General features: G+C 66.3%; 23 protein-coding genes. 12 read left to right on the top strand and 11 right to left on the bottom strand.

Going from position 1 to position 24,144, the window contains the following annotated elements; translation table 11 throughout:
• Positions 1-20: 20 nt before the first annotated feature.
• From Q0Q48_RS25585 to Q0Q48_RS25540, 10 genes are all read right to left on the bottom strand, one after another.
• Positions 21-935: an aminotransferase class IV gene (locus Q0Q48_RS25585; RefSeq protein ID WP_295144565.1), complete on the bottom strand. Its 915-nt coding sequence runs from the start codon at positions 933-935 to the stop codon at positions 21-23.
• An 11-nt stretch (positions 936-946) separates the two neighbouring features.
• Positions 947-1,714 (bottom strand): amino acid ABC transporter ATP-binding protein, encoded by a 768-nt coding sequence (locus tag Q0Q48_RS25580; protein ID WP_295144562.1) that lies wholly within the window; start codon positions 1,712-1,714, stop codon positions 947-949.
• Positions 1,711-2,370 carry an amino acid ABC transporter permease gene (locus tag Q0Q48_RS25575; RefSeq protein WP_295144559.1) on the bottom strand — a complete coding sequence of 220 codons (660 nt, stop codon included), beginning with the start codon at positions 2,368-2,370 and terminating at the stop codon, positions 1,711-1,713. Before Q0Q48_RS25575 ends, Q0Q48_RS25580 begins: the two co-directional genes overlap by 4 nt.
• A 13-nt stretch (positions 2,371-2,383) precedes the next feature.
• Entirely contained in the window at positions 2,384-3,064 is a 681-nt protein-coding gene (locus Q0Q48_RS25570; protein ID WP_295144556.1) for an amino acid ABC transporter permease, read from the bottom strand.
• 13 nt (positions 3,065-3,077) lie between these two features.
• Entirely contained in the window at positions 3,078-3,911 is an 834-nt protein-coding gene (locus tag Q0Q48_RS25565; RefSeq protein ID WP_295144553.1) for a transporter substrate-binding domain-containing protein, read from the bottom strand.
• Positions 3,908-4,642: a GntR family transcriptional regulator gene (locus tag Q0Q48_RS25560; protein ID WP_295144550.1), complete on the bottom strand. Its 735-nt coding sequence runs from the start codon at positions 4,640-4,642 to the stop codon at positions 3,908-3,910. The genes Q0Q48_RS25565 and Q0Q48_RS25560 overlap by 4 nt, the downstream gene beginning before the upstream one ends.
• A gap of 189 nt (positions 4,643-4,831) precedes the next feature.
• Positions 4,832-5,278, bottom strand: a complete 447-nt coding sequence (gene cynS / locus Q0Q48_RS25555; RefSeq protein WP_295144547.1) for a cyanase — start codon at positions 5,276-5,278, stop codon at positions 4,832-4,834.
• A complete protein-coding gene (locus Q0Q48_RS25550; RefSeq protein ID WP_295144544.1) occupies positions 5,275-6,195 on the bottom strand; it encodes an ABC transporter ATP-binding protein in 921 nt (306 codons plus the stop codon). Before Q0Q48_RS25550 ends, cynS begins: the two co-directional genes overlap by 4 nt.
• 7 nt (positions 6,196-6,202) lie before the next feature.
• On the bottom strand, positions 6,203-7,048 hold the full coding sequence (gene ntrB, locus Q0Q48_RS25545) for a nitrate ABC transporter permease (RefSeq protein ID WP_295144541.1): 846 nt from the start codon (positions 7,046-7,048) through the stop codon (positions 6,203-6,205).
• 103 nt (positions 7,049-7,151) lie between these two features.
• Complete coding sequence (locus Q0Q48_RS25540; RefSeq protein ID WP_295144539.1) at positions 7,152-8,519, bottom strand: ABC transporter substrate-binding protein; 1,368 nt, start codon at positions 8,517-8,519, stop codon at positions 7,152-7,154.
• 414 nt (positions 8,520-8,933) lie between these two features.
• Here Q0Q48_RS25540 and Q0Q48_RS25535 point away from each other — a divergent pair, with 414 nt between their 5' ends.
• The 10 genes from Q0Q48_RS25535 to Q0Q48_RS25490 all read left to right on the top strand — a co-directional run bounded on the left by Q0Q48_RS25535 (position 8,934) and on the right by Q0Q48_RS25490 (position 20,267).
• A complete protein-coding gene (locus tag Q0Q48_RS25535) occupies positions 8,934-9,413 on the top strand; it encodes a YbjN domain-containing protein (RefSeq protein ID WP_295144536.1) in 480 nt (159 codons plus the stop codon).
• Between the two features lie 157 nt (positions 9,414-9,570).
• Positions 9,571-10,395 carry a prolipoprotein diacylglyceryl transferase gene (lgt, locus tag Q0Q48_RS25530; protein WP_295144642.1) on the top strand — a complete coding sequence of 275 codons (825 nt, stop codon included), beginning with the start codon at positions 9,571-9,573 and terminating at the stop codon, positions 10,393-10,395.
• Positions 10,392-11,483, top strand: a complete 1,092-nt coding sequence (locus tag Q0Q48_RS25525; protein ID WP_295144533.1) for an SAM-dependent methyltransferase — start codon at positions 10,392-10,394, stop codon at positions 11,481-11,483. Before lgt ends, Q0Q48_RS25525 begins: the two co-directional genes overlap by 4 nt.
• Positions 11,484-12,251 carry a peptidoglycan editing factor PgeF gene (gene pgeF, locus Q0Q48_RS25520; protein ID WP_295144530.1) on the top strand — a complete coding sequence of 256 codons (768 nt, stop codon included), beginning with the start codon at positions 11,484-11,486 and terminating at the stop codon, positions 12,249-12,251.
• A 54-nt stretch (positions 12,252-12,305) separates the two neighbouring features.
• A complete protein-coding gene (locus Q0Q48_RS25515; RefSeq protein WP_295144527.1) occupies positions 12,306-13,283 on the top strand; it encodes a hypothetical protein in 978 nt (325 codons plus the stop codon).
• A 130-nt stretch (positions 13,284-13,413) separates the two neighbouring features.
• Complete coding sequence (locus tag Q0Q48_RS25510; RefSeq protein WP_295144524.1) at positions 13,414-15,000, top strand: ABC transporter substrate-binding protein; 1,587 nt, start codon at positions 13,414-13,416, stop codon at positions 14,998-15,000.
• Between the two features lie 94 nt (positions 15,001-15,094).
• Positions 15,095-16,675, top strand: coding sequence for an ABC transporter substrate-binding protein (locus Q0Q48_RS25505; RefSeq protein WP_295144521.1), 1,581 nt, complete (start codon positions 15,095-15,097; stop codon positions 16,673-16,675).
• Positions 16,676-16,762: 87 nt separating this feature from the next.
• On the top strand, positions 16,763-17,704 hold the full coding sequence (locus tag Q0Q48_RS25500; RefSeq protein WP_295144518.1) for an ABC transporter permease: 942 nt from the start codon (positions 16,763-16,765) through the stop codon (positions 17,702-17,704).
• The gene (locus Q0Q48_RS25495; protein ID WP_295144516.1) at positions 17,701-18,636 is read left to right on the top strand and encodes an ABC transporter permease; all 936 of its coding nucleotides are present in this window, start codon (positions 17,701-17,703) and stop codon (positions 18,634-18,636) included. Before Q0Q48_RS25500 ends, Q0Q48_RS25495 begins: the two co-directional genes overlap by 4 nt.
• The gene (locus Q0Q48_RS25490) at positions 18,636-20,267 is read left to right on the top strand and encodes an ABC transporter ATP-binding protein (RefSeq protein WP_295144513.1); all 1,632 of its coding nucleotides are present in this window, start codon (positions 18,636-18,638) and stop codon (positions 20,265-20,267) included. The genes Q0Q48_RS25495 and Q0Q48_RS25490 overlap by 1 nt, the downstream gene beginning before the upstream one ends.
• A 46-nt stretch (positions 20,268-20,313) precedes the next feature.
• Here Q0Q48_RS25490 and purB read toward each other — a convergent pair whose 3' ends face one another.
• A complete protein-coding gene (gene purB, locus Q0Q48_RS25485; protein WP_295144510.1) occupies positions 20,314-21,723 on the bottom strand; it encodes an adenylosuccinate lyase in 1,410 nt (469 codons plus the stop codon).
• A gap of 69 nt (positions 21,724-21,792) precedes the next feature.
• Between purB and Q0Q48_RS25480 the strand changes: the two genes are divergently transcribed.
• Both Q0Q48_RS25480 and Q0Q48_RS25475 read left to right on the top strand, forming a co-directional pair.
• Complete coding sequence (locus tag Q0Q48_RS25480; protein ID WP_295144507.1) at positions 21,793-23,424, top strand: acyl-CoA dehydrogenase family protein; 1,632 nt, start codon at positions 21,793-21,795, stop codon at positions 23,422-23,424.
• Between the two features lie 76 nt (positions 23,425-23,500).
• On the top strand, positions 23,501-24,144 hold a 644-nt coding region (locus Q0Q48_RS25475; RefSeq protein WP_295144504.1), incomplete at its 3' end, for a M81 family metallopeptidase.

Genomic DNA, 24,144 nt, shown 5'->3' with positions numbered 1-24,144 from the left:
GGCTCACAACACCGGAGAGCCTACAGCGCCCCGACCGACTTCAGGTAGAGGTCGCTCGCTTCCTTCGTCACCTTGCCGGCCTTGCCATCGGCAATGAGCCGGCCGTCGACCCTGGTCACCGGCGTGACGCCGCCCAGGGTGCCGGTCACGAAGGCTTCGTCGGCGGAATAGACCTGCGCCAGGGTGAAGTCGCATTCCTTCGCGACGTTGCCCGCGGCACGCCAGGCGTCGATGACGTTCTGCTGGGTGATGCCCTTGAAGCTGTAGAGGCTGGTCGAGGTCCACAGCTCGCGGCCGCGCACGATGAAGAAGTTGGTCGAATTGCACGAGGCCACGAAGCCGCGCGGGTCGAGCATCAGCGCCTCGTCGGCGCCGGCCTTGATGGCCTGGATCAGCGCCTGGATCAGGTTCAGCCGCGAATGAGAGTTGAGGCGCAGGTCGAACTGGTCGGGGTTGGTCGTGCGGAAGGTCGAGGTGAAGAGCGCGTAGCCCTTGGCCTTGGCCTCCGGGATCGGCGTCTTGTATTCGGCGACGCAGACGATCGTCGCCTTGGCGATCACGAAGCGCGGATCCTGGTTGGGTGTCTTCTTGAGGCCGCGCGTGATCATGAGTCGGATATGCGCGCCGTCGGTCATGCCGTTCTTCGCCAGCGTATCGGTCACGACCTTCGTCACGCCGGCGCGGTCGAGCCCGATGTCGAGATCGATCGAGCGCGCGCCCTCGAACAGGCGATCGAGATGGGCGTCGAGGCTGATCAGCGTGCCCTTCACGAGGCGCAGCCCCTCCCACACGCCATCACCCAGCACGAAGCCGGAATCGAACACCGAGACGCTGGCCTCGTTGCGGGGCACGAACGCGCCGTTCACGTAGACCAGCACCTGGTCGTTGCGCGCATCGGCCAGATAGGCCTGGGCGCTCGCCTGTTCCGTCGTCATGGCATTTTTCCCTAGAAGCTGAATTGCCTGTGGCTGGCGAGGAAGGCGCGGGTGCGCTCCTTCTTCGGATTCTTGAGGACCTCGTCGGGCGTGCCCTGCTCGTGGATGGCGCCGTCGGCCAGGAAGATCACGCGGGTCGCGACGTGATAGGCGAAGCCCAGCTCGTGCGTCACCAGCATCATCGTGCGGCCCTCCTCGGCGAGCGCCAGGATCACGTTCAGCACCTCGCCGACCAGCTCCGGATCGAGCGCCGAGGTCGGCTCGTCGAACAGCAGCATCTCGGGGTCCATGGCGAGGGCGCGCGCGATGGCGACCCGCTGTTTCTGGCCGCCCGAGAGATGCGCCGGGTAGGTGTCCGCCTTCTCGGCGAGCCCGACCCGCGCCAGTTCCTTTCGCGCCCGTGCCTCGGCCTCGGGCTTGGGCATGCCGCGCACGGTGCGCAGCCCTTCCATCACGTTGCCGATCGCCGTCATGTGCGGGAACAGGTTGAACTGCTGGAACACCATGCCGACCCGCTGGCGCACCTGGATCAGCTCGCTTTCAGGGTAGCTCCGCTGGCCCCCCCGGCCCTCACGGCCCAGCACCCGGCCGTCGAGCGCGATGGTGCCGCCGCCGGGGCGCTCCATGAAGTTGAGGCACCGCAGCAGCGTGCTCTTGCCGGAGCCCGAGGCGCCGAGGATCGCGATGCGCTCGCCGCGCGAGACCTCGAGATCGATGCCGCGCAGCACGTCGGTGGCGCCGAAGCGCTTGGTGAGGCCGGAGACCTTGAGGATCGTCATTCGTCCCTCTTCAGGCGCCGTTCGAGGACGTAACTGAACTGGACCAGCGGCCACAGGAAGACGAAGAAGATCACCGCCACGGCGGTGTAGGCCTCGATCGGATTGTAGTTGAGCGAGGCGATCAGCTTGCCCTGCTGCAGCAGCTCGACATAGGCCACGGCCGAGGCGAGGGTCGACATCTTGAAGATCTCGATGGCGCGGTTGGTCAGCGCCGGCAGCATGCGCTTCAGGGCCTGCGGCAGGATGATGCGCCGCATCGCCTGGCCCCAGCGCATGCCGAGCGCCCGCGCGCCGTCCCACTGGCCGGTCTCGATCGACTGGATGCCGCCGCGATAGATCTCGGCCGAGAAGGCCGCCGAGTTGAGCGAGATGCCGAGCGAGGCGGCGGCCAGCGGCGAGATCTGGAAGGGCAGCAGGATCGGCAGGGCGAAGTAGAACCACAGGATCTGCACGAGCACCGGCGTGTTGCGGAAGAACTCGACGAAGATCGTCGCCGGGATGTGGAGCCAGCGGTTGCGGGAATAGCGTCCCAGGCCGATGACGAGACCGAGGCTCAGGCCCAGCACCAGGCAGATCGCGAAGATGCGCAGCGTGCCGACGGCGCCGACCAGCAGCGCGTCGGTATTGTCGAGGACCGAGGCGAAGTCCCAGCGCATCAGTGGCCCCCGCTCAATGCACTGTACTCTCGCCGCTGCGCGCCAGCCGCAGCTCGACGAGGCGCGCGACCTGGCTCGCGAGGAAGATCACGACGAAATAGATCAGCGCCACGACCGTGTAGGTCTCGAGCGGCCGGAAGGTCTTCTGCGAGACCTCGTTGGCAGCGAACAGCAGGTCGGCATAGGAGATGGTGGCGATCAGGGTCGTCGTCTTCATGAGCTCGATGGCGCGCTCCATGAAGGCCGGGATCATGCGCTTCACCGCCTGCGGCAGGATGATCCGGCGCATCGCCTGGTCATGGCGCATGCCGAGCGCCCGCGCGCCGTCCCACTGGCCGCGCTCGATCGACTGGATGCCGGCGCGGAACACCTCGGCGAAGAACGAGGCCGACTGGATCGAGAAGGTGACGGCGCCCGCCACGAACGGCGTCATCTCGATGCCCACGAGGATCGGCAGGGCGAAGAAGAACCAGAAGAGCTGGACCAGTGGCGGTGTCGTTCGGAACACCTCGATGACGAAACCGGCCGGCGACGACAGGTATCGCCGCGGCGAGAGGCGCAGCAGCGCCAGCCCCAGACCCAGCACGACGCCGCAGACCAGCGCCGTACCCGTGATCTTGAGCGTGTTCACCAGCCCCTCGACCAACAAAGGTGCGTTGGCGAGGACCGGCGAAAAGTCCCACTGGTAGGCCAAGGGGCGAAGCCGCCTACTTGATCATCTCTTTCATGACCGGCGGCGCGGACTTGGGATCGAGGCCGAAGTCGGCGATCGCCTGCTCGTACCACTTCTGGGTCTGGCCGCTCTTGTAGTAGTCGGCGAACTGCTTATCGACCCATTCGGTGAAGGCGGTGTCGCCCTTGCGCAGGGCCGCGCTCGAGGGCTGCGACTCGGCGGGCAGCGGCACCACGATCTTGCCCTTGCCCAGCCGCTGGCGGGCGGCCAGCAGCGGCGGATGGAACAGCAGTACGGCATCGACCCGGCCCGACTGGAAGGCGGCGATCGCCTCGGCGTTGCCGGGGAAGCGCTGGATGTCGGCCTTGGGCGTGTGCTGCGTCGCCCAGCGGTCCATGGTCGAGGCCTGCGGCACGGCGATGCGCACGCCCTGCTTGTTGAGGTCTTCCCAGGTCTTCGCATTGAGGTCGTCGCGCGCCAGCACGGCGAGCGAGTACCAGAGGAGCGGCGATTCGGGGAAGTTGGCGGCCTGCTTCCGCTCGGCGGTGGCGTCGAGCATGAACATGATGTCGATCTTGTCGCCCTGGAGGGCTGCGATCGCGTTGCCCCACGTCACCTCGACCGGCTCGAACTTCACGCCGAGCTTCTGGGCCATCGCCTTGCCCATCTCGATGCCGAGACCCGAGGCCCATTGGCCGGTCTTGGGATCCTTCGAGTACCAGGGCGGCGCCTGGGTGACGCCGACGCGCAGCACGCCGCGCTTCTTCACCTCGTCGAGCGTGCCCTCGGCGCGCGCGGCGAACGGGATGGCCAGCGCGGCGGCACTCGCGGCCGCGACGGCGAACAACGAACGTCGATTGATGCTCATGATTTGACTCCCCTCTTTGGCTTCCCCGACAGATCCGGCATCGAGCGCAGGAATTTCTCCGTGGTCTCGACGCCGCGACGCATGTGATCGGCGATCTCGGCCTTCATCGCGTCGAGGTCCGGGCCGAAGGCCGCCTCGATGTAGCTGTCATGGCTGTCGCGCTTCGGGCCGCGCCGTCCGTGCGCGCGATGATGCGCCGCCCAGTAGAGCTGCAGCCGGCCGCGCAGCCCGTGCCAGGCGCGCTGCAGGAGCTTGTGGCCACTCGCCTCGTAGACCAGGCCGTGGAAGTCGAGCTCGTTGAGGATGCTGGCGCGGTCGTCGCCGGCATCGATCGAGGCGATCAGCACCTCGTTGCGCCGCCTGAGCTCGGCGCGGAACCGGTCGTCGCGGCGCGCCCAGACCTGCTCGAAGGCGAAGGTCTCCAGCACGGTGCGCAGCGAGTAGATCTCGTGAACGTCCTCGACCGAGAGCTCGGCGACATGCGTACCGGTATAGGGCACGGTCACGACCAGCCCCTCCTCGATCAGCTGCCGCAGCGCCTCGCGCAGCGGCCCGCGGCTGACGTCGAACCGCTCCGACAGCGCCGTCTCGACCAGAGGCGCGCCCGGCGGAATGTCGCCCGCCAGGATCGCGAGCCGCAGCCGCTCGACGATATGCGCGCGCAGCGTCGCCTTCGGCACGCGGTCGAGAAGCGCGCCGACATCGCTCGTCGAGACATCGGAAACGGACAAACGGCCTCCTGAAAATCCGGATCGTCGATTGTTGACAATCCTGAATAGCGGAGAACTTCCGGGCAAGGAAGGGGAAGCGAAAGGTCCCTCGCTACGCTCGGGATGACAATCTCGCTTGAATTGGCGCAGGTGCGCCGACCACAAAAGCGGTGTCATCCCGAACGAAGTGAGGGACCTCTAAATAAGACCTCAGTAGCTCTTGTAGCCCAGGAACTTGCCCGACATGCCGATCTTCACCCGGTCGCCCTTCTGGTCGGGCTGGCGCTCCAGGGTCATGTCGAAATCGATGGCGGACATGATGCCGTCGCCGAACTCCTCCTGGATCAGCTCCTTCCAGGTCGTGCCATAGACCTGCACCAGCTCGTAGAAGCGGTAGATCAGCGGATCGGTCGGCGGGATCTGGGGCAGCGAGCCGCGATAGGGAACTTCCTGCAGCAGCAGGACTTCTTCCTTGCCCAGGCCGAACAGCTTGCCGGCCTTGGTGGCCTGCTCCTTGGTCATCTTCATCTGACCCATGCAGGCCGCGGTGACGATGATCTTGGAGGCGCCGCCGATCTTCTTGGCGATCTCCTCCCAGGTCAGTTCCTTCAGCCGCTTGGCCGTCAGGATCTTCTCTGTGACTTCAGCCCGCTTCATTGCCGTCTCCCGGTTGTTAAAGGCACGATCTCGGCCGGCGGATTGACCGCCGACAATTTTGTGGACATGAGGCCAGGCTTCACCAGCTTCGGCCGCCGCGGGTCGTAGCCATGCGCGGCGATCTCCCTGTCAAACGCCTTCGAGCGATTGACGAGGAACTCCACGAGGTGGTTGCGGATCGCGTAGTACTGCGGATGGCGATGCAGGTCGTTCCGGTGCCGCTCGTTCTTCGGCATCGTATTGACCACGATCTCGGCGATTTTTGCGCCCGGACCGTTGGTCATCAGCACGATCTTGTCGGCGAGCAGGATCGCCTCGTCGACGTCGTGGGTGATCATGAACACGGTCTGCTGCGTGTCGGCGCAGATGCGCAGCACCTCGTCCTGCAGCATGCCCCGCGTCAGGGCATCGAGGGCGCTGAACGGCTCGTCCATCAGAAGCATCTTGGGCTGGATCGAGAGCGCACGGGCGATGCCGACCCGCTGCTTCATGCCGCCGGACAGCTGGGCCGGCCGCTTGTTCTCCGCGCCCGCGAGCCCGACCAGTTCGATGAACTGCCGCGCATGCTCCTGCACCTTGGCGCGATCCCAGCTCGGCCAGCGCGAGGAGACGGCGAAGGCGATGTTGCCGATCACCGTCATCCACGGCAGCAGCGCGTGGCCCTGGAAGATCACGGCGCGGTCGAGGCTCGGCCCGTCGATCTCGCGGTTGTCGACGATGACGGCGCCGCCGCTCGGACGGTCGAGGCCGGCCAGCACGTTCAGGATCGTGGTCTTGCCGCAGCCGGAATGGCCGATCAGGCAGCAGAACTCGCCCTTGTCGATGCCAAACCAGATGTCCTCGAACACCGCGGGCTGGCCGGTGTCGCCGAAGCGGCGCGCCAGTCCTTCGACGCTGATGAGCGGACGGTTCTCCATGGCGCGCCTATTCCGGATAGGTGACGAGCTTGGCCAGCCAGGCCAGGCCCTGATCGAGCAGCAGACCGACCAGGCCGATCAGCAGGATCGCCGTCACGATGTTGGCGATCGAGAGGTTGTTCCACTCGTTCCACACGAAGTAGCCGATGCCGGTGCCGCCCACGAGCATCTCGGCCGCCACGATCACCAGCCAGGCGATGCCGACGGAGATGCGCATGCCGGTCATGATGGTCGGCGCCGCGGCCGGCAGGATCACCTTGAAGGCCGTGCGGAACGGGCCGACCTCGAGGGTGCGCGCCACGTTCAGCCATTCCTTGCGCACGCTACCGACGCCGAACGCGGTGTTGATCAGCATCGGCCAGATCGAGCAGATGAAGATCACGAAGATCGAGGAGATGGCGCTGTCCTTGATCGTGTAGAGGGCGAGCGGCATCCAGGCGAGCGGCGACACCGGCTTCAGGATCTGGATGAAGGGATCGAGCGCGCGATAGACCAAAGGCGACATGCCGATCAGGAAGCCCAGCGGAATGGCAACGAGCGCCGCGAGGCCGAAGCCCAGCAGCACGCGGCCCAGCGAATAGGCCAGCTGGATGCCGATGCCCTTGTCGTTGCTGCCGCGCACGTAGAAGGGATCGGCGAGGTGCTTCCAGATCGTGGCGGCGATGTCGGCCGGGGTCGGCATCGCCGACTTCGACCCGGTGGCTGCCGCGGCGCCCACCAGCTTGGCGTATTCCGGATCCATCGCCGGGCCGCTGCCCGCCGTCGGCATGGTGGCGACCTGCCAGACACCGACGATCGCCACGAAGATCAGCACCGACAGCAGCCCCGCCCGCACGCCGAGCGAGGTTTTCATGGCTGGGGGCGCGCCACTCCAGTGGCGCGATCTTCTTTGACCGCCAAGCATGACGCGCGACTGGAGTCGCGCGCCCCCAGCAATTGATACTGTCTCATCATCATCAGGTCCGCTTGATGGCGAAGCTGTTCACGTACTCGGCGGGCTTGGCCGGATCGAAGGGCTTGCCCATGACCACGATCGTCTTCTTCGACGGATCGGGCGGGGTGAGGCCCATCTCCTTCATCATGCTGGCGGTATCGGTGGCGAGGAAAACCTCCTGGGCGACCTTGGCATAGTCGACATCGGCCTTGAGCTGCCCCCAGCGCTTCATCTGGGTCAGGATCCAGATGGCGAACTGGTTCCACGGGAAGGGATCGAAGCCGATGCGATTGGGATCCTTCTTCACCCCGCCGAGACCGTCGGCATAGGTGCCGGTGAGGATCTGCTCCAGCACCGTCTCGGGCTGGTTCAGGTAGTTCTGCGGCGCGATCGCCTTGGCGATCTCCTTGCGGTTCTCCTGCTTCTGCGCATAGGCGGTGGCGTCGATGATCGCCTTTAGCAGTGCGCGATAGGAGTTCGGATTCTGGGTGGCAAATTCCTTGCTGACGGCGAAGGCGCAGCAGGGATGGCCGTCCCACATCTCCTTCGTCAGGATATGGATGAAGCCCACGCCATCGTACACGGCACGCTGGTTGAACGGATCGGGGCCGAGATAGCCGTCGAGATTGTCGGCGCGCAGGTTGGCCACCATTTCCGGCGGCGGCACCGAGCGGATCGAAATGTCCTTGTCGGGATCGAGGCCCGCCTCCGCCACGTAGTAGCGCAGCAGGTAGTTGTGCATCGAATAGTCGAACGGGACGGCGAAGCGGAAGCCCTTCCAGTCCTTCGGGTTGCGCTTGTCCTTGTGCTTGTTGGCGAGGGTGATCGCCTGGCCGTTGATGTTTTCGATCGCCGGCATCGTCCACGGCACCGGATTCGAGCCGACGCCCAGCGAGATCGCGAGCGGCATCGGCGAGAGCATGTGCGAGGCGTCGTATTCCTTCGCCAGGGACTTGTCGCGGATCACCGCCCAGCCTGCGGTCTTCACGACTTCGACGTTCAGCCCCTGCTTGGAATAGAAGCCCATCGGATGGGCCATGATGATCGGCGTGGCACAGGTGATCGGGATGAAGCCGACCTTCAGGTCCTTCTTCTCCGGCGCGCCTCCCTGGGCAAAGGCCTCGCGCGCCGCGCCGAGTGGCAGGACGGACGAAATGGCGGCCATCGCGGTGGCCGCGCCGACCGTCTTCAGGAACTGGCGGCGCTGGGCGTCGACCGGGAACACCGCGCGCAGGACGGCGGCATCGACCACCCGGTTCCAGCGGTCCTCCTCCCCAGACGGCGCGGGCGCCGCGGTCAGGCGGGCATGGTCGGCCTGGGCATGGTTGCCACCGCAGCTGCAGCCACCTCGACCCAGCAAGGCCTTGGGATCGAACGGGTCCTTGAACATCGAAGCCTCCTCCAGGTCTTGGCGTCGGCACGTCTTGGTGCCGGGCGCGCTTGGAGGCTGCAAAGGCAAGCGGTGTGCCAATCGCCCGGAACCTGCACAAATCCCGCGAAATCCAGCGACCGACGAGTCATTTGCTCAATTTTTCGGCAGATTCCCCCGAATCGTTCTGCGGAATCGCCGGACTCGAATCTTAACGTTGGGGATTAAATTCATGGAATCCCTGACTCTTTCCCCGTTTTACACGGCCATTTCTTATTGCGCGGGGAGATATCCTTTGGCAGGCTAGCGCTAGTGGGTTGTTGGGTGCCCACCACGATATGTCGGCCACCCGCCTCAAGAATGGCTCTGCGTAGCCGCACGGCGGAATGGTTGGGGAGTAGCTCTATGGCGTTATCTCGACATGAGCGGACACGTTTGAAGTCTGATCTCAATCCGCTCGAAATGATCGAGAAGGTCGTTTCCGCCAACGACTGGCCCTTCGACCGGACCTCGGACCGGGAAATCGCCGTCGAGGTCGCCGGCCGCTGGTGCGACTACCGCATGTTCTTCAGCTGGCGCGACGATGTCGAGGCGCTGCATTTCACCTGCGCCTACGACGTTCGCATTCCGACCGAACGGCATTCGGACATTCACGGGCTGCTCGCCCTGATCAACGAGAAGATGTGGCTGGGTCACTTCGATCTGTGGACCGAGGAAGGCCTGCCGATGTTCCGCCACGCCATCCCGCTGCGCGGGACCAAGGGGTTGATGGCCGAGCAGCTGAACGACCTCGTCGAGGTGGCGATCACCGAAAGCGAGCGCTTCTATCCCGCCTTTCAGTACGTCGTCTGGGCCGGCAAGAGCCCCGCCGACGCGTTGACCGCCTCCATCCTGGAGACGGTCGGCGAAGCCTGAACCGAAAAGGACCTTCCGACGCCCCCTCTCGCTAAAACCAATAAAACCTCGTTCGGATAGTCCCAGCGGCGCCGATCCCCCCGGATCGGCGCCGCGACGATTTTAGGGACGCGATTCCCCCGCTATAAGGGTCGCCTTCATGAGCACCCTTCCCGCCATCCTCCTGGCCGCGCTTCCCCTGGCGATCCCCTATCCGGAGATCGATCCCGTCCTGGTCCAGCTGGGACCCTTCGCCATCCGCTGGTATGCGCTGGCCTATATCGCGGGCCTGGTGATCGGCTGGCAGGTCATGCGGCGCGTCTGCGAGCAGCCGCCCAAGGTGCTGTCGCCGCTCAAGATCGACGACTTCCTGCTGTGGGCGGCGCTCGGCGTCATCCTCGGCGGACGGCTGGGCTACGTGCTGTTCTACAAGCCGGGCTTCTATCTGCAGCATCCGCTGGCCGCGCTCACCCTGTGGGAGGGCGGCATGTCGTTCCACGGCGGGCTGCTCGGCGTCATCGCCGCCATTCTTCTCTTCGCGCGGCGTAACCAGACCGACCCCTTCATGCTGTCGGACCTGGTGGCGCTCGTGGCGCCGCTCGGCCTGTTCTTCGGCCGCCTCGCCAACTTCATCAACGGCGAGCTGTGGGGCAGGATCAGCGACGTGCCGTGGGCCATGGTGTTTCCGCGCGGCGGCCCCCTGCCGCGCCATCCCAGCCAGCTCTACCAGGCCTTCTTCGAGGGCGTGCTACTGACCCTGGTCGTGGTCGCGGTGTGGAAGCTCACCGAGGGCCGCCGCCGGCCCGGCCTGCTGACCGGCGTGTTCTGTGCCGGGTACGGCCTCGCCCGCATCGTGGGCGAACTCTTCCGCGAGCCCGACTCGTTCCTGGGGTTCCTGCTCGGCACGAACTGGCTCAGCATGGGCATGGTGCTGTCGATGCCCGTGCTGCTGTTCGGCGCCTGGCTGATCCTGCGCGCCTACCGGAAGCCCGCACTGCCGTGACCGAACTCGGCGGGCTGATCGCGCGCCGCATCGCGCTCACCGGGCCGATCTCGCTCGCCGACTTCATGGCCGAGGCGCTGGGCCATCCGCGGCTGGGCTACTACCGCCGCGCCGTACCGGTCGGCGCCGCCGGCGACTTCACCACCGCGCCCGAGATCTCGCAGATGTTCGGCGAGCTGATCGGCGCCTGGCTGGCGGAACGCTGGCTGGCGATGGGCCGTCCGTCGCCCGTGCGGCTGGTCGAACTCGGGCCCGGCCGCGGCACGCTGATGGCCGACGCGCTACGCGCGACGCGCGGCGTGCCGGGCTTCCACGCCGCGATCGACCTGCATCTCGTCGACACCAATGCGCCGATGCGCGAGGCCCAGCGCGCCGCCCTGCACGCGTACAATCCGACCTGGCACGAGCGCTTCGACGAGGTCCCCGCAGGGCCGCTGTTGCTGGTCGCCAACGAATTCTTCGATGCGCTGCCTGTGCGGCAGTTCCACCGCACGGCCAAGGGCTGGCGCGAGCGCATGGTCGGCCTCGACGAGCAGGGCGGGCTGCGACTGGCCCTGGCGCCGGGCACCACGCCCTTCGCCTCGCTGTTGGCGGAAGCCGACGAAGGCGCCGAAGCGGAACTCAGCGAGGCCGGACGGGCCCTGGCGGGCGCCATCGGCACGCGCATCGCCCGAGACGGCGGATGGGCGCTCATCATCGACTACGGGCTGGAGAGCGCGGGCCGCGCCGCCTCGCTGCAGGCGGTGCGTCGCCATCAGGGGGCAGGCATTCTCGACCGCCCCGGCGAGACCGATCTCAGCGCCCATGTCGACTTCGCGGCCCTCGCGGCGGCGGCCGGCGTGCCTGCCTTCGGGCCCGTGGGCCAGGGTGAATTCCTGCGCCGCCTCGGTCTCCTCGAACGTGCACAGGCATTGAAGCGCAATGCAAAAGCGGCGCAGGCCGATGCCATCGATGCGGCATCGGCTCGCTTGATCGCGCCCGAGCAAATGGGCACCCTGTTCCGCGTGCTGGCCCTCGGCGACGGCAAGAGCGCTCCACCAGCCGGCTTTACGGACATCCCCTCGGACGAAGCCCTCTCGGACCAATAAATGATCCAGTCCCAGACCCTCGCCGCCCTCGACGGGGTGCAACACCGCTTCTTCACCCGCCGGGGCGGGGTCAGCAGCGGTCTCTATTCCTCGCTGAACTGCGGCTACGGGTCGGGGGATTCGCCCGACAACGTGCGCGAGAACCGCCGCCGCGTGGCGGAGCAGTTCGGCCTCGGCGAGCCTGACCTGCAGACCGTCCACCAGACCCATTCGACCGACGTGCTCACCGTCGCGGACGAGCGCTGGAGTTCGCCCGGCGCGCCGAAGGCCGACGGTCTCGTGACCGACCGGCCGGGCGTGGTGCTGGGCGTGCTGGCGGCCGACTGCGCGCCGGTGCTGCTGGCCGATGGCGAAGCCTCGGTGATCGGCGCGGCGCATGCCGGCTGGAAGGGCGCGCTGGGCGGCGTCGTCGACACGACGATCGCGGCAATGGAGAAGCTCGGCGCACGGCGCGAGCGCATCCGGGTCGTTGTCGGTCCCTGCATCGGGCCGGAATCCTATGAGGTCGGGCCCGAATTTCCCGCACCGTTCCTGGCGCAGGACGAGGCGAACGCCGCCTTCTTCCGGACCGCCACGCGCGCCGGGCATTTCATGTTCGACCTGCCCGGCTATCTCGTGCACCGCATTGCCCGCAATGGCGTCGCCGTCACCGCCACCGGCCACGACACGCTGAGCGGCACCGACGATTTCTTCAGCTATCGCCGCAATACGCTCCAGGGCGTGCGCGACTACGGGCGCGGCCTGTCGGCGATCGCCCTCGCGCCCTGACGTGCCCTATTTCTACTTCCTGATGGTCTGCTGCCTGCTCGGGGTCATCGCGACATGCGCCATGTTGTGACGCTGCTCTGCCTGCTCGCCCTCGCGGCGTGCGGCGGAGCCCCGAGGCCGTTCGAGCACGATTCGTCCCGGGTTTCCTACGGACGCCAGATCCGCGACAAGGCCGAGGTCGCGATCAGCCCGCCGCGCAACATGCCGCCGGAAATGGGTGAACGTGTCGCGGCCGCCCTCGCCATCGAACTCCAGTCCTACGGCATCGTGGCTGCCGTGGCCCCTGCCGAGGCGCCGATCCAGGTCGACGGCGTGATGAGCACCCGCGACGCCGGCATGTCGATCGAGATCCAGGTCGACTGGCGCATCCGCGGCAAGCCCCGCACCGACGAACCGACGACCGTGAAGACGCGGGCCCCGCCCGAGGACTATGCCGAGCAGGCCGAGCGCCTGATCTCGCGCATCGCCCAGCAGGCCGCGCCCCGGGTCGCGACCCTGATCGGCAAGCCGCCCAACTTCATTCCGAAGGCTCCGGGACAGGTCGCGGCCGGCGTCACCATTCCCTACGAATACCCGGCCGATCCGGCCGCACCGCCGCCGCCGGACGGCGCCGTGCCGACGAGCACGACGACCCCGACACCGGTTGCCGCCAAGCCCGCCGAACCGCAGGTCAAGGTGCTGGTGGCACCGGTCACCGGGGCGCCATCTGACGGCAACCGCCAGCTGACGTCGGGCATGCGCCGTGCGCTGGGATCGAGCAAGCTGGTGATCGTCGACCAGGCAGAAGAGGGTACCTTTACCGTGGTCGGCACGGTGAACATGACCCCGATCGACGACCGCATGGCGCGGCTCGTCGTCAAATGGGTCGTGAAGGATCCGGCCGGCAAGAATGTCGGCGACATCGAGCAGTCCAATCCGGTGCCGCTCGCCGCGGCGAAAGGATCGTGGGCGGGATTCGGCGACATCGTCGCCTCCGCTGCCTCCGAAGGCGTGCTCCAGCTGCTCGAACAGGCGATCAACAAGCCCCGCTGACCTTCTGCGCGGCTCCTGAATCGGCTTGTCAGAGGGGGGTTCCCGGTTGCTACTGTCCGGTGGGGCGGCTCGATTCTTGCAAGCGTGTGCGAGGGCAAGAATTGGCCGCGAGACAGGGAGCTAAAAAATCATGTTTTCATTCAGGAAGTCGGCGTTGGCCGTCATCGCTGCGGCGAGTGTCAGCGGCTTCATGGCCACTGCCCCGGTGCAGGCGCAGACGCTCAAGGTCGTGATGCATTCGGACGTGAAGATCCTCGATCCGATCTGGACCACGGCCTACATCCAGCGCAACCACGGCTACATGGTGTGGGACACGCTGTTCGCCATGGACGAGAAGTTCGACGTCAAGCCGCAGATGGTCGACAAGTACGACGTGTCCGCCGACAAGCTGACCTGGACCTTCACGCTGCGCGACGGTCTCGAATGGCATAACGGCACGCCGGTCACCGCCGAGGACTGTGTCGCCTCGATCAAGCGCTGGGCCGCGCGCGATTCGATGGGTCAGAAGCTGATGGCGTCGGCCGAAGGGCTCGAGGTCGTCGACGCCAAGACCTTCAAGCTGAAGATGAAGGAGCCGTACGGCCTGGTGCTCCAGTCGCTCGGCAAGCCGTCGTCGAACGTGCCGTTCATGATGCCGAAGAAGACGGCCGAAACCGACCCGATGCAGCAGATCAAGGTCGAGGACGTCATCGGTTCGGGCCCGTTCATCTTCAAGGCCGATGAATGGAAGCCCGGCGAGAAGATCGTCTACGTCAAGAACACCAAGTACAAGCCACGCGCCGAGCCGCCCTCGGGCCTTTCCGGCGGCAAGGTCGTCAAGGTCGACCGCGTCGAGTGGATCGCGATGCCGGACGCGCAAACCCAGATCGGAGCCCTGCAGAGCGGCGAGATCGACATGATCGAGGCGCCGGGTCACGACCTGCTGCCGTTGCTCGCCAAGGACAAGAACATCAACCTGCTGAACGGCAACCCGACCGGCAACCAGTACACCTTCCGCTTCAACAGCACGGCCAAGCCCTTCGACAATGCGAAGGTCCGCCACGCCGTGTTCGTGGCTTTCGCCCAGGAGGACTTCCTCAAGGCCACGATCGGCGATCCGCAGTGGTACAAGGTCTGCAAGGCGCCGTTCGTGTGCGGCACGCCGCTGGCGACCGACGCCGGCATGGCCGACGTGCTGAACGGCAACGCCGCCAAGGCCAAGCAGCTCCTCACCGAGGCCGGCTATGACGGCACGCCGATCGTGCTGATGCACTCGACCGACCTGCAGGTCCTCACCAACCTCGCCCCGGTCGCCAAGGCGCAGATGGAGCGCGCCGGCTTCAAGGTCGACATGGTGTCGATGGACTGGCAGACGCTGGTCGCGCGCCGCGTCAAGAAGGACCCGCCGAGCCAGGGCGGCTGGCACGCCTTCCTCACCTCGTGGGTGGCGGCCGACATCCTCAATCCGGTGATGGCCGGCTTCTTCAACGCCTCGTGCGACAAGGCCATGTTCGGCTGGCCGTGCGACGCGACGATCGAGAAGTTCCGCGACCAGTTCGCCAAGGAGACCGATCCGGCGAAGCAGAAGCAGATCGTCGAGGATCTCCAGAAGTACTGGGTCGATCATCCGACCCACATCAACGTCGGCCAGTGGTACGCGCCGCTGGCGCGCCGCAACAACATCGAGGGCAACCTGATCGCCCCGGCGCCGGTGTTCTGGAACGTCTCCAAGAAGTAGCCCGATCCGCGCGCGGGGCCCTGCCCCGCGCGCCCATCGACGAAGGCAGGCGGTCCCTGCCTTCTTCGATGGGGAAGAAACCCGGAGGGGGCTGATGAAAAAAGTGATGAAGCGTACGCTCGCGGCGATGGTTGCCGGAGCGATCCTGTCGAGCGCGGGGCCGGTATTGGCCCAGGGCAAGGTCGTCAAGTTCGTGCAGAACGGCAACCTGACCATCCTCGATCCGATCTGGACGACGGCCTATGTTACCCGCAACCACGGCTACTTCATCTATGACACGCTGTTTGCGGCCGACGAGAACAACGCCGTCAAGCCGCAGATGGTCGACAAGTACGAGGTCTCCGCCGACAAGACGGTCTGGACCTTCACCCTGCGCGACGGCCTCGAGTGGCACGACGGCAAGCCGGTGACGTCCGAGGACTGCATCGCCTCGATCAAGCGCTGGGGCGCCCGCGACGCGATGGGCCAGAAGCTCATGGACTTCGTGAAGGAGTTCAAGGAGGTCAGTCCCAAGACCTTCCAGATGGTGCTCAAGGAGCCGTACGGACTCGTCCTCGATTCGCTCGGCAAGCCGTCGTCGCAGGTTCCGTTCATGATGCCGAAGCGGGTCGCCGACACCGACCCCTTCAAGCAGATCGACAGCCAGATCGGCTCGGGCCCGTTCATCTACGTGAACGCCGAGTCCAAGCCCGGCGAGAAGCACGTCTACGCCAAGAACACCAAGTACAAGCCGCGCGCCGAGCCGCCCTCGGGCCTCGCCGGCGGCAAGGTGGTCAAGGTCGATCGGGTCGAGATCATCGAGATGCCCGATCCCCAGCAGCAGGTGAATGCGATCGCCGCGGGCGAGATCGACGTCATCGAACAGCCGCCGCACGATCTGATCCCCGTCCTCAAGAAGGAAAAGGGCGTCACGCTCTTCAACTGGAACCCGCTCGGTCACCAGTTCATCTTCCGCATGAACTGGCTGCAGCCGCCGTTCAACAATCCGAAGATCCGCGAGGCCGCGCTGCTGAGCATCCGCCAGGAGGACTATCTCAAGGCGACCGTCGGCGAGCCCGAGTTCTACAAGGTCTGCACGGCCGCCTTCATCTGCGGCACGCCCAACGCCGTCAATGCGCCGGGCGACCTGTTCGTGAAGCCGAACTTCGAGAAGTCGAAGGCGCTGCTCAAGGAAGCGGGCTACGACGGCACGCCGATCGTGCTGCTGCAGTCGACGACCCTGCCGGTGCTCACCAACACCGCCCCTGTGACAAAGGCGCTGCTCGAACAGGGCGGCTTCAAGGTCGACATGCAGTCGATGGACTGGCAAACCGTCGTCACGCGTCGAACCAACAAGGGTCCCGTGAGTCAAGGCGGCTGGAACATCTTCCACACATTCTCGGTGGCGGCGGACATCCTGAACCCGATCTCGACTTCCTACATGGTCGCGAACGGTGACAAGGCATGGTTCGGCTGGCCGAACGATCCGGAGATGGAAAAGCTGCGCGACGCCTACGCGAAGGAAACCGATCCGGTGAAGAATAAGGCGCTCGCCGCGGCCGTTCAGGCCCGGGCCTTGCAAACGGCGCAGTATGGCTGGATCGGCCAGTGGTACGGGCCGGGCGCCATGCGCTCCAACATCTCGGGCTGGCTGAAGGCGCCGGTGCCGGTGATGTGGAACATCGAGAAGAAGTGACAGCGGGGCCGCCATCCGGCGGTCCTGTTGTCATCCTGGGCGGAGCGAAGGACCTTTCGCTCCGCCCAGGTGACACGTAGAGGGAAAATGCTCGACTTTATTGCCCGTCGTCTCATAGCCATCATCCCGGTGCTCGCGGTGGTGGCCATCTTCGTCTTTCTCATGCTGCGATTGACGCCGGGCGATCCCGCCGCGGTCATCGCCGGCGACAACGCCACTTCGGACCAGATTGCCGACATCCGCACCAAGCTCGGCCTCGACGAGCCGATCTGGACGCAGTTCGCCATCTGGATCGGCAATGTCCTGCAGGGCAATTTCGGCGAGAGCTTCTTCTTCAAGAAGACCGTCGCGGAGCTGATCGCGCAGCGCGTCGAGCCGACGCTTGCTCTCGCGATCTGCACCCTGCTCTTCGCCGTCACCGTTTCGGTGCCGATCGGCGTCATGGCCGCCTACCGCCAGGGCTCCCTGCTCGACCGCGCCGTAATGGGCTTTTCCGTGCTCGGCTTCTCGGTGCCGGGCTTCGTGATCGGCTACTGCCTGATCTACGTCTTCGCCATCGAACTGGGCTGGCTGCCGGTGCAGGGCTATGTCCGCATCGGGGTCAATTTCTGGCAGTTCCTCGAACGCATGGTGCTGCCGTCGCTCACCCTGTCGGTCGGCTTCATCGCCCTGATCTCGCGCATCACGCGCGCCTCGGTGCTCGAAGTGCTGAACGAGGACTACATCCGCACCGCCCGCGCCAAGGGACTGTCCAACCGCGTGGTGCTGATGCGCCATGCGTTGCGCAATGCCGCGGTGCCGATCCTCACCGTGATCGGCCTCGGCATCGCCATCCTGATCGGCGGCGCGGTGGTGACGGAAAGCGTCTTCGGCCTGCCGGGTCTCGGCCGTCTGACCGTAGAAGCGGTGCTGAGCCGCGACTTCCCGACCATCCAGACCGTCATTCTTCTCTTCTCCGTCGTCTATGTCGTGATCAACCTGCTCATCGACATCAGCTACACCCTGTTCGACCCGAGGATCCGGTATTGAGCGCGATCACTGAAGAAGTCGTCGACTCCGCCTCCATCGCGGCGGCGTCGACCAAGCGCAAGAGCCTCTGGCTCGTTGCTCTCCGCAACCCCAACGTGATCGTCGGCGGCCTCATCCTGCTCGCCATGCTGCTGATCGCCATCCTGGCGCCGTTCCTCGGCACGGTCGATCCGACCCGGATCGATCCGGCGGCCCGCAACAAGAAGCCTGGCACCGAGATTACCTATCGCCTCGACGACGGGACGACGGCCAAGCGCGTTGCCATCATGGGGACCGACAGCCTGGGTCGCGACGTCTACAGCCGCGTCCTCTACGGCGCGCGCGTTTCGCTTTCCGTGGGCGTCGCCGTCTCGATCATCGCCGTCATCATCGGCATGGTGATCGGCCTGGTGTCCGGCTACATCAGGTGGGCTGACGGGATCATCATGCGCGTCATGGATGGGTTGATGGCGATTCCGGGCATATTGCTCGCGATCGCCCTCGTCTCGATCTGGCGCGCCGGCTTGATCACCGTGGTCTTCGCCATCGTGGTGCCCGACGTGCCCCGTGTCGTGCGACTCGTCCGCTCGATCGTGCTGACGGTCCGCGAGGAGCCGTACGTCGAGGGCGCGATCTCGGTCGGCACGCCGACCTGGGTCCTGATGTTCCGCCACATCCTGCCCAACACCGTGGCGCCGCTGATCGTGCAGGGCACCTTCCTCGCCGCCGCCGCGATCCTGACCGAGGCCGCACTGTCCTTCCTGGGCATCGGCATCCCGCCGGAGATCCCGAGCTGGGGCAACATCATGGCCGAGGGCCGCACGCTGTTCCGCGTGTTCCCGCACAACATCCTCTATCCCGGCATCTTCCTTGCCTTGACGGTGCTGGCCATCAACATCATGGGCGACGGTCTGCGCGACACGCTCGATCCGAAGATGAGCAAGAAAGTCTGATGTCGACCGAAACCAAGAAACCCGTCCTCGAAGTCCGCAACCTGAGCGTCGCCCTGCCCAAGGGCGGCGACCGGGTCCATGCCGTCGAGAAGGTGAGCTTCACCGTCAATCCCGGTGAGATCGTCTGCCTCGTCGGCGAATCCGGTTCGGGCAAGTCGGTGATCGCCTTCACCGTCATGGGTCTGCTGGCCAAGGCGCTGAAGCCGACCTCGGGCGAGATCCTGCTCGAGGGCGAGAACATCCTGACCGCGACTGAAAGCCGGCTGCGCGAGCTGCGCTGCACGCGCATGTCGATGATCTTCCAGGAGCCGATGACGGCACTGAATCCCGTCATGACCTGCGGCGACCAGATCGACGAGGTGCTGAATACCCACACCAGTCTCGACGCGGCAACGCGCAAGGCGAAGATCATCGCCATCCTGGACCGCGTGAAGCTGCCGGAGCCGGAGCGCATCTATGCCTCCTTCCCGCACCAGCTTTCGGGCGGCCAGCGCCAGCGCATCATGATCGCCATGGCGCTGGTGCTCGATCCGGTGCTGCTGATCGCCGACGAGCCGACCACCGCCCTCGACGTGACCACCCAGGCCGAAATCCTGAAGCTTGTCGCCGAGCTGCAGGCCGGCCAGGGCACGGGCGTGCTGTTCATCACCCACGATTTCGGCGTCGTGGCCGAGATCGCCCATCGCGTCGCGGTGCTGCGCTGGGGCGAGCTGGTGGAGATGGGCCCGACCGAGCAGATCCTGTCCCGGCCGGTTCAGAACTACACCAAGATGCTGATCTCCTCCGTGCCGTCGATCACGCCCGTCCATCGCGGCGTGCGGCGCGACGGCAAGACCATCCTGCGCACCGAGAAGCTCGGCAAGCTCTATACGAGCAACGCCTTCTTCCAGAAGGCGAGGGTCGTGAAGGCCGCCGTGGACGTCGACCTCGACATCCGCCGTGGCGAGACTCTCGGCATCGTGGGCGAATCGGGTTCCGGCAAGTCGACCGTGGCGCGCTGCATCGCCCGCCTGATCGATCCGACCGAGGGCAAGATCTATATCGGCGACACCGAGATCGCGACCATGTCGGCCAGCAAGCTGCGCCCGCATCGCCGCCGCGTCCAGATCGTCTTCCAGGATCCCTACCGCTCGATGAACCCGCGTATCACCGTGGGCGACTTCATCATCGAGGGGCCGATGAACTTCGGCATCGGGCGCGAGGAGGCGATGGCCCGCGCGCGCAAGCTGATGGAGACGGTGCGGCTCGATCCCAATGCGCTCGACCGCTTCCCGCACCAGTTCTCGGGCGGCCAGCGCCAGCGCATCTGTATCGCGCGCGCGCTCGCCATGGAGCCCGAGTTGCTCATCGCCGACGAAGCCGTGTCGGCGCTCGACGTGTCGGTGCAGAAGCAGGTGCTGGAACTGCTGGACGAGATCCGCGTCCGCCTGAACCTGGCCGTGCTCTTCATCACCCACGACCTGCGCGTCGCCGCGCAGATCTGCGACTACGTCGCGGTGATGAGCAAGGGCCGCGTCGTCGAATACGGCTCGGCCGAACAGGTCTTCGGTTCGCCCAAGGCCGATTACACCAAGGCCCTGTTCGCCGCCGCCCCCGGCCGCAACTGGGAATTCGGCAAGTTCGCCGCCTGATCCTTGTCGCTCCTCTCCTCCGGGAAGGGGAGAGGAGCGAAGCGACCTATTTCTTCGCCAGCAGTCCGGCGAGGCCGGTGTAGGTTTCCGGCCGCAGTGCCCGCAGCCGCGCCTTGAGTTCGGCCTCGACGTCGAGACCGTCGATGAAGGTGGCGAAATCGGCCAGCGTCACCTGCCGGCCCCGTGTCAGCGCCTTCAGCTTCTCATACGGCATCTCGACCCCGGCGACGCGCAGCATCGTCTGGATCGCCTCGGCCAGCACTTCCGGATGCGCCATCAGCGCCTCGGTGAGGGCCGCCTCGTTCACGCTCACCTTGCCGAAGCCGCGCAGCAGGGCGCCGTAGCCGATCAGCGCATGGGCGAAGGCAGTGCCGAAGGTGCGGGCGACCGTCGAATCCGAAAGGTCGCGCTGCAGGCGCGAGATCGGCAGCTTGCGCGAGAGATGCTCGAACAGCGCGCTGGCGACGCCGAAATTCCCCTCGGCGTTCTCGAAGTCGATCGGGTTCACCTTGTGCGGCATCGCCGACGAGCCGATCTCGCCCTCCTTCGGCTTCTGCGTCACCCAGCCGTCGGAGATGTAGCGCCACATGTCCTGCGACAGGTCGATCAGGATGGTGTCGATGCGGCGCAGCGTGTCGAACATCTCCGCGAACGTGTCGTGCGGCTCGATCTGGGTCGTCACCTCGTTCAGCACGAGACGCACCGGGTGTGCGCCAGCCTCACCCGGCGCGTTCAGGCGCTCGACGAAGGTGTGGGCGAAGGCCAGCCAGTCGACCTGCGGCAATGCCACCATCTGGGCGTTGTAGTTGGCCGACGGCCCGCCAAACTTCACCAGCACGGGATTGCTGCGGAGATGGGCGACCTGGCGGGCAAGACGCGTCGCGAAGACGTTCATCTCCTTGCCGAAGGTCGTGGGCGTGGCGCTCTGGCCGTGCGTTCGCGCCAGCATGGCGGTATCGGCGTGCCGGCGGGCAAGCCCCTCGATCTCCTTCGCGACCTTGGCAAGCGACGGCAGCATCACCGCCTCCACCGCGCCGCGCAGGCAGAGTGCATGGGCCGTGCTGTTCACGTCCTCCGACGTCAGCGCGAAATGCACCCACTCCAGCACGTCGACGAGGCTCGAATCCTTCAGCTTCAGCTTGATGAAGTATTCGACCGCCTTCACGTCGTGGTTGGTCGCGGGGGTGCCGGCGTGGCCCTCGCGCTCGAACTTGCGGATGATCCGTGCATCCTCGACCGAGATGTCGGACAGGGCCTTCAGCAGCGCCTTTTCGGCGGCCGTGAGCGGGCGCATGCCGACGCCCGGGGTCTCCGAGAGGGCGGCGAGATACTCGCACTCCACGAGGACACGCATTTTCATGAGTGCGTATTCGCTGAAATAGCCGGCCAGCGCCTCGGAGGTCGTGCGATAGCGGCCGTCGACGGCACTGACGGCGGTAAGGGAATCGAGCTGCATGCCGGGCACATAGCACAGACGGCCGCTCGCCGCTTGCCGTCCGCCGGATAGCAGGTTCAGACTGGCCTCATGGCTTCCGGCTTCCTCGAAGACGCTTCGTTCAACCAGTCGCCCGCCTTCGGCGACGTCGACCTGTTCTCGGCCGACCGGCCGCTCGCCGAGGCGGCAGGGCGGGCGGGGCTCGACCTCGCGGCGCTGGCGGCCTGTGGCCGGGATTACGGCGCGGCCGGGACGCTCGATCTCGGGCGCCTGGCCAACGAGAACCCGCCCAAACTGCGCACCATGGACGGCAAGGGCAACCGGCTCGACCTGGTGGAATTCCATCCCGCCTATCACGCACTGATGCAGAAGAGCATCGGCCACGGCATCCACGCCTCGGCGCACGATGGCAGCGACAGGCCGGCCCCGATGGCGGCGCGCGCGGTGCGCCTCTATCTCGCGACCCAGGCCGAGAGCGGCCACATGTGCCCCATCACCATGACGCACGCCTGCGTCGGCGCGCTGCGCGCCGAGCCGGCGCTGCTGGCGAAGTGGCTGCCGAAGATCCAGACCCGCACCTACGATCCACGGCCGCTGCCCTGGTGGGAGAAGAACGGCGTGACCCTGGGCATGGGCATGACCGAGCGTCAGGGCGGTACCGACGTGCGCGCCAACATCACGAGCGCGACGGCGCGCGGCGACCATGTCGAGATCACCGGCCACAAATGGTTCATGTCGGCGCCGATGTGCGATGCCTTCCTGGTGCTGGCGCAGGCAAAAGACGGCCTCACCTGCTACCTGATGCCGCGCTACCGGCCCGACGGTTCGCAGAATGCGATCCGCTTCCAGCGGCTGAAGGACAAGCTCGGCAACAAGTCGAATGCCTCCTCCGAGGTCGAGTTCCACGGCGCCTGGGCCGAGCGCGTGGGGGCCGAAGGCGCGGGCGTGCGCACCATCATCGAGATGGTGAACCTGACGCGCCTCGATTGCGCCATCGCCTCGGCCGGCCAGTCGCGCATCGCGCTCAGCCAGGCGATCCACCACATCCGCAACCGCTCGGTCTTTCAGCGACGGCTGGCCGACCAGCCCGCCATGCGCGCGGTCGCGGCCGACATGGCGCTGGAGCTCGAGGCGCAGGTGGCGCTGGTGTTCCGCCTGATCCGCGCCGCCGAGCATGCCGCCCACGATCCGCGGGAGGCGGCCTATGCGCGGCTGCTGACCCCCGCCGTGAAGTTCCTGGTCTGCAAGAGCACGCCGCAGCTCGTCTATGAATCGCTCGAGTGCCTGGGCGGCAACGGGTACACCGAGGACCTGCCGATGGCGCGCTACTTCCGCGAATCGCCGCTGAATGCGATCTGGGAGGGCTCGGGCAACGTCATGGCGCTCGACGTGCTGCGCGCCGCCGGCCGCCATCCCGAGGCGGCGACCGATACGCTCTCGCGTCTCGTGCGCACCGCCGACCAGGCCTTCAAGACCGGCCCGCTGGCCCAGGCCCTGGAGCAGACGTTGAAGTCCGGCACCGCCGAGCGCCGCGCGCGCTTCCTGTGCGAGGGCCTGGCCAAGATCGCCGCCGTGGCGGCGCTGGTCGAAGCCGGCTCGCCCTTCGCCGCGCTCTATGCCGGGACGCGGCTGGGGGGCATGCCCTTCGCCCAGTTCGGCAGCGCCGACCTAGGCTCCAGCGAGACGGCGCTGATGGACCGCGCGCTGCGTGACTGCACATAAGCTTGGCCCTCGTCGGGCACGCCGGTAGAGTTGCCGCCCTGTCGTCCCTCCCCCTCAGAGAGTTTCGGAATTCGAGATGAAAAAGATCTTCACCGCGTGCCTCGGCACCGAGACCAATACCTTTGCCTCGATCCCGACCGGACTCGGCCTGTTCGAGGAGACCTGCCTGTTCCGCAAGGGCAGCTACGGCGACAAGGTCCCGATGTTCGGCGCGCCGCTCGACGTCTGGCGCAAGCGCTCCGAGGCCAAGGGCTGGCAGGTGGTCGAGAGCCTCTGCGCGTTCGCGCAGCCGGCCGGCAAGACGGTGAAGAAGGTCTACGAGGCGTTCCGCGACGAGATCATCGCGGACCTCAAGGCCGCCATGCCGGTCGATGCGGTGTTCCTGTCGATGCACGGCGCCATGGTGGCCGAGGGCTATGACGACTGCGAAAGCGACCTGCTCGCGCATGTGCGCAAGGTGGTCGGGCCGGACGTTCCCGTGGGCGTCGAGCTCGACCTCCACTGCAACATCGGCGAAGGCACGATGCGCGACGCCACCGCGCTGGTCCTCTTCAAGGAATACCCGCATGTCGACGTGTCGGACCGCGCCGACGACCTGTTCAACGTCATGGAAGGCGCCATCGAGGGCCGCACGAAGCCGGTGATGGCCACCTGGGACTGCCGCATGATCGGCGTGTTCCACACCACGCGCCAGCCGATGCGCGGTTTCGTCGACAAGCT

This window comes from uncultured Reyranella sp., from assembly GCF_945957355.1.
In the GTDB taxonomy this organism is placed as follows: Bacteria; Pseudomonadota; Alphaproteobacteria; order Reyranellales; family Reyranellaceae; genus Reyranella.
The sequence above is the reverse complement of the archived record's forward strand: the minus strand, read 5'-3'. Positions and strand labels throughout refer to the sequence as shown.

What these genes read in the sequence shown, in the direction of transcription:
- Q0Q48_RS25585 (WP_295144565.1), bottom strand. Translation starts at nt 935, where the DNA reads ATGACGACGGAACAGGCGAGCGCCCAGGCCTATCTGGCCGATGCGCGC.
- Q0Q48_RS25580 (WP_295144562.1), bottom strand. Translation starts at nt 1,714, where the DNA reads ATGACGATCCTCAAGGTCTCCGGCCTCACCAAGCGCTTCGGCGCCACC.
- Q0Q48_RS25575 (WP_295144559.1), bottom strand. Translation starts at nt 2,370, where the DNA reads ATGCGCTGGGACTTCGCCTCGGTCCTCGACAATACCGACGCGCTGCTG.
- Q0Q48_RS25565 (WP_295144553.1), bottom strand. Translation starts at nt 3,911, where the DNA reads ATGAGCATCAATCGACGTTCGTTGTTCGCCGTCGCGGCCGCGAGTGCC.
- cynS (WP_295144547.1), bottom strand. Translation starts at nt 5,278, where the DNA reads ATGAAGCGGGCTGAAGTCACAGAGAAGATCCTGACGGCCAAGCGGCTG.
- Q0Q48_RS25550 (WP_295144544.1), bottom strand. Translation starts at nt 6,195, where the DNA reads ATGGAGAACCGTCCGCTCATCAGCGTCGAAGGACTGGCGCGCCGCTTC.
- ntrB (WP_295144541.1), bottom strand. Translation starts at nt 7,048, where the DNA reads ATGAAAACCTCGCTCGGCGTGCGGGCGGGGCTGCTGTCGGTGCTGATC.
- Q0Q48_RS25540 (WP_295144539.1), bottom strand. Translation starts at nt 8,519, where the DNA reads ATGTTCAAGGACCCGTTCGATCCCAAGGCCTTGCTGGGTCGAGGTGGC.
- pgeF (WP_295144530.1), top strand. Translation starts at nt 11,484, where the DNA reads ATGATCCAGTCCCAGACCCTCGCCGCCCTCGACGGGGTGCAACACCGC.
- Q0Q48_RS25515 (WP_295144527.1), top strand. Translation starts at nt 12,306, where the DNA reads ATGCGCCATGTTGTGACGCTGCTCTGCCTGCTCGCCCTCGCGGCGTGC.
- Q0Q48_RS25510 (WP_295144524.1), top strand. Translation starts at nt 13,414, where the DNA reads ATGTTTTCATTCAGGAAGTCGGCGTTGGCCGTCATCGCTGCGGCGAGT.
- Q0Q48_RS25505 (WP_295144521.1), top strand. Translation starts at nt 15,095, where the DNA reads ATGAAAAAAGTGATGAAGCGTACGCTCGCGGCGATGGTTGCCGGAGCG.
- Q0Q48_RS25500 (WP_295144518.1), top strand. Translation starts at nt 16,763, where the DNA reads ATGCTCGACTTTATTGCCCGTCGTCTCATAGCCATCATCCCGGTGCTC.
- Q0Q48_RS25490 (WP_295144513.1), top strand. Translation starts at nt 18,636, where the DNA reads ATGTCGACCGAAACCAAGAAACCCGTCCTCGAAGTCCGCAACCTGAGC.
- purB (WP_295144510.1), bottom strand. Translation starts at nt 21,723, where the DNA reads ATGCAGCTCGATTCCCTTACCGCCGTCAGTGCCGTCGACGGCCGCTAT.
- Q0Q48_RS25480 (WP_295144507.1), top strand. Translation starts at nt 21,793, where the DNA reads ATGGCTTCCGGCTTCCTCGAAGACGCTTCGTTCAACCAGTCGCCCGCC.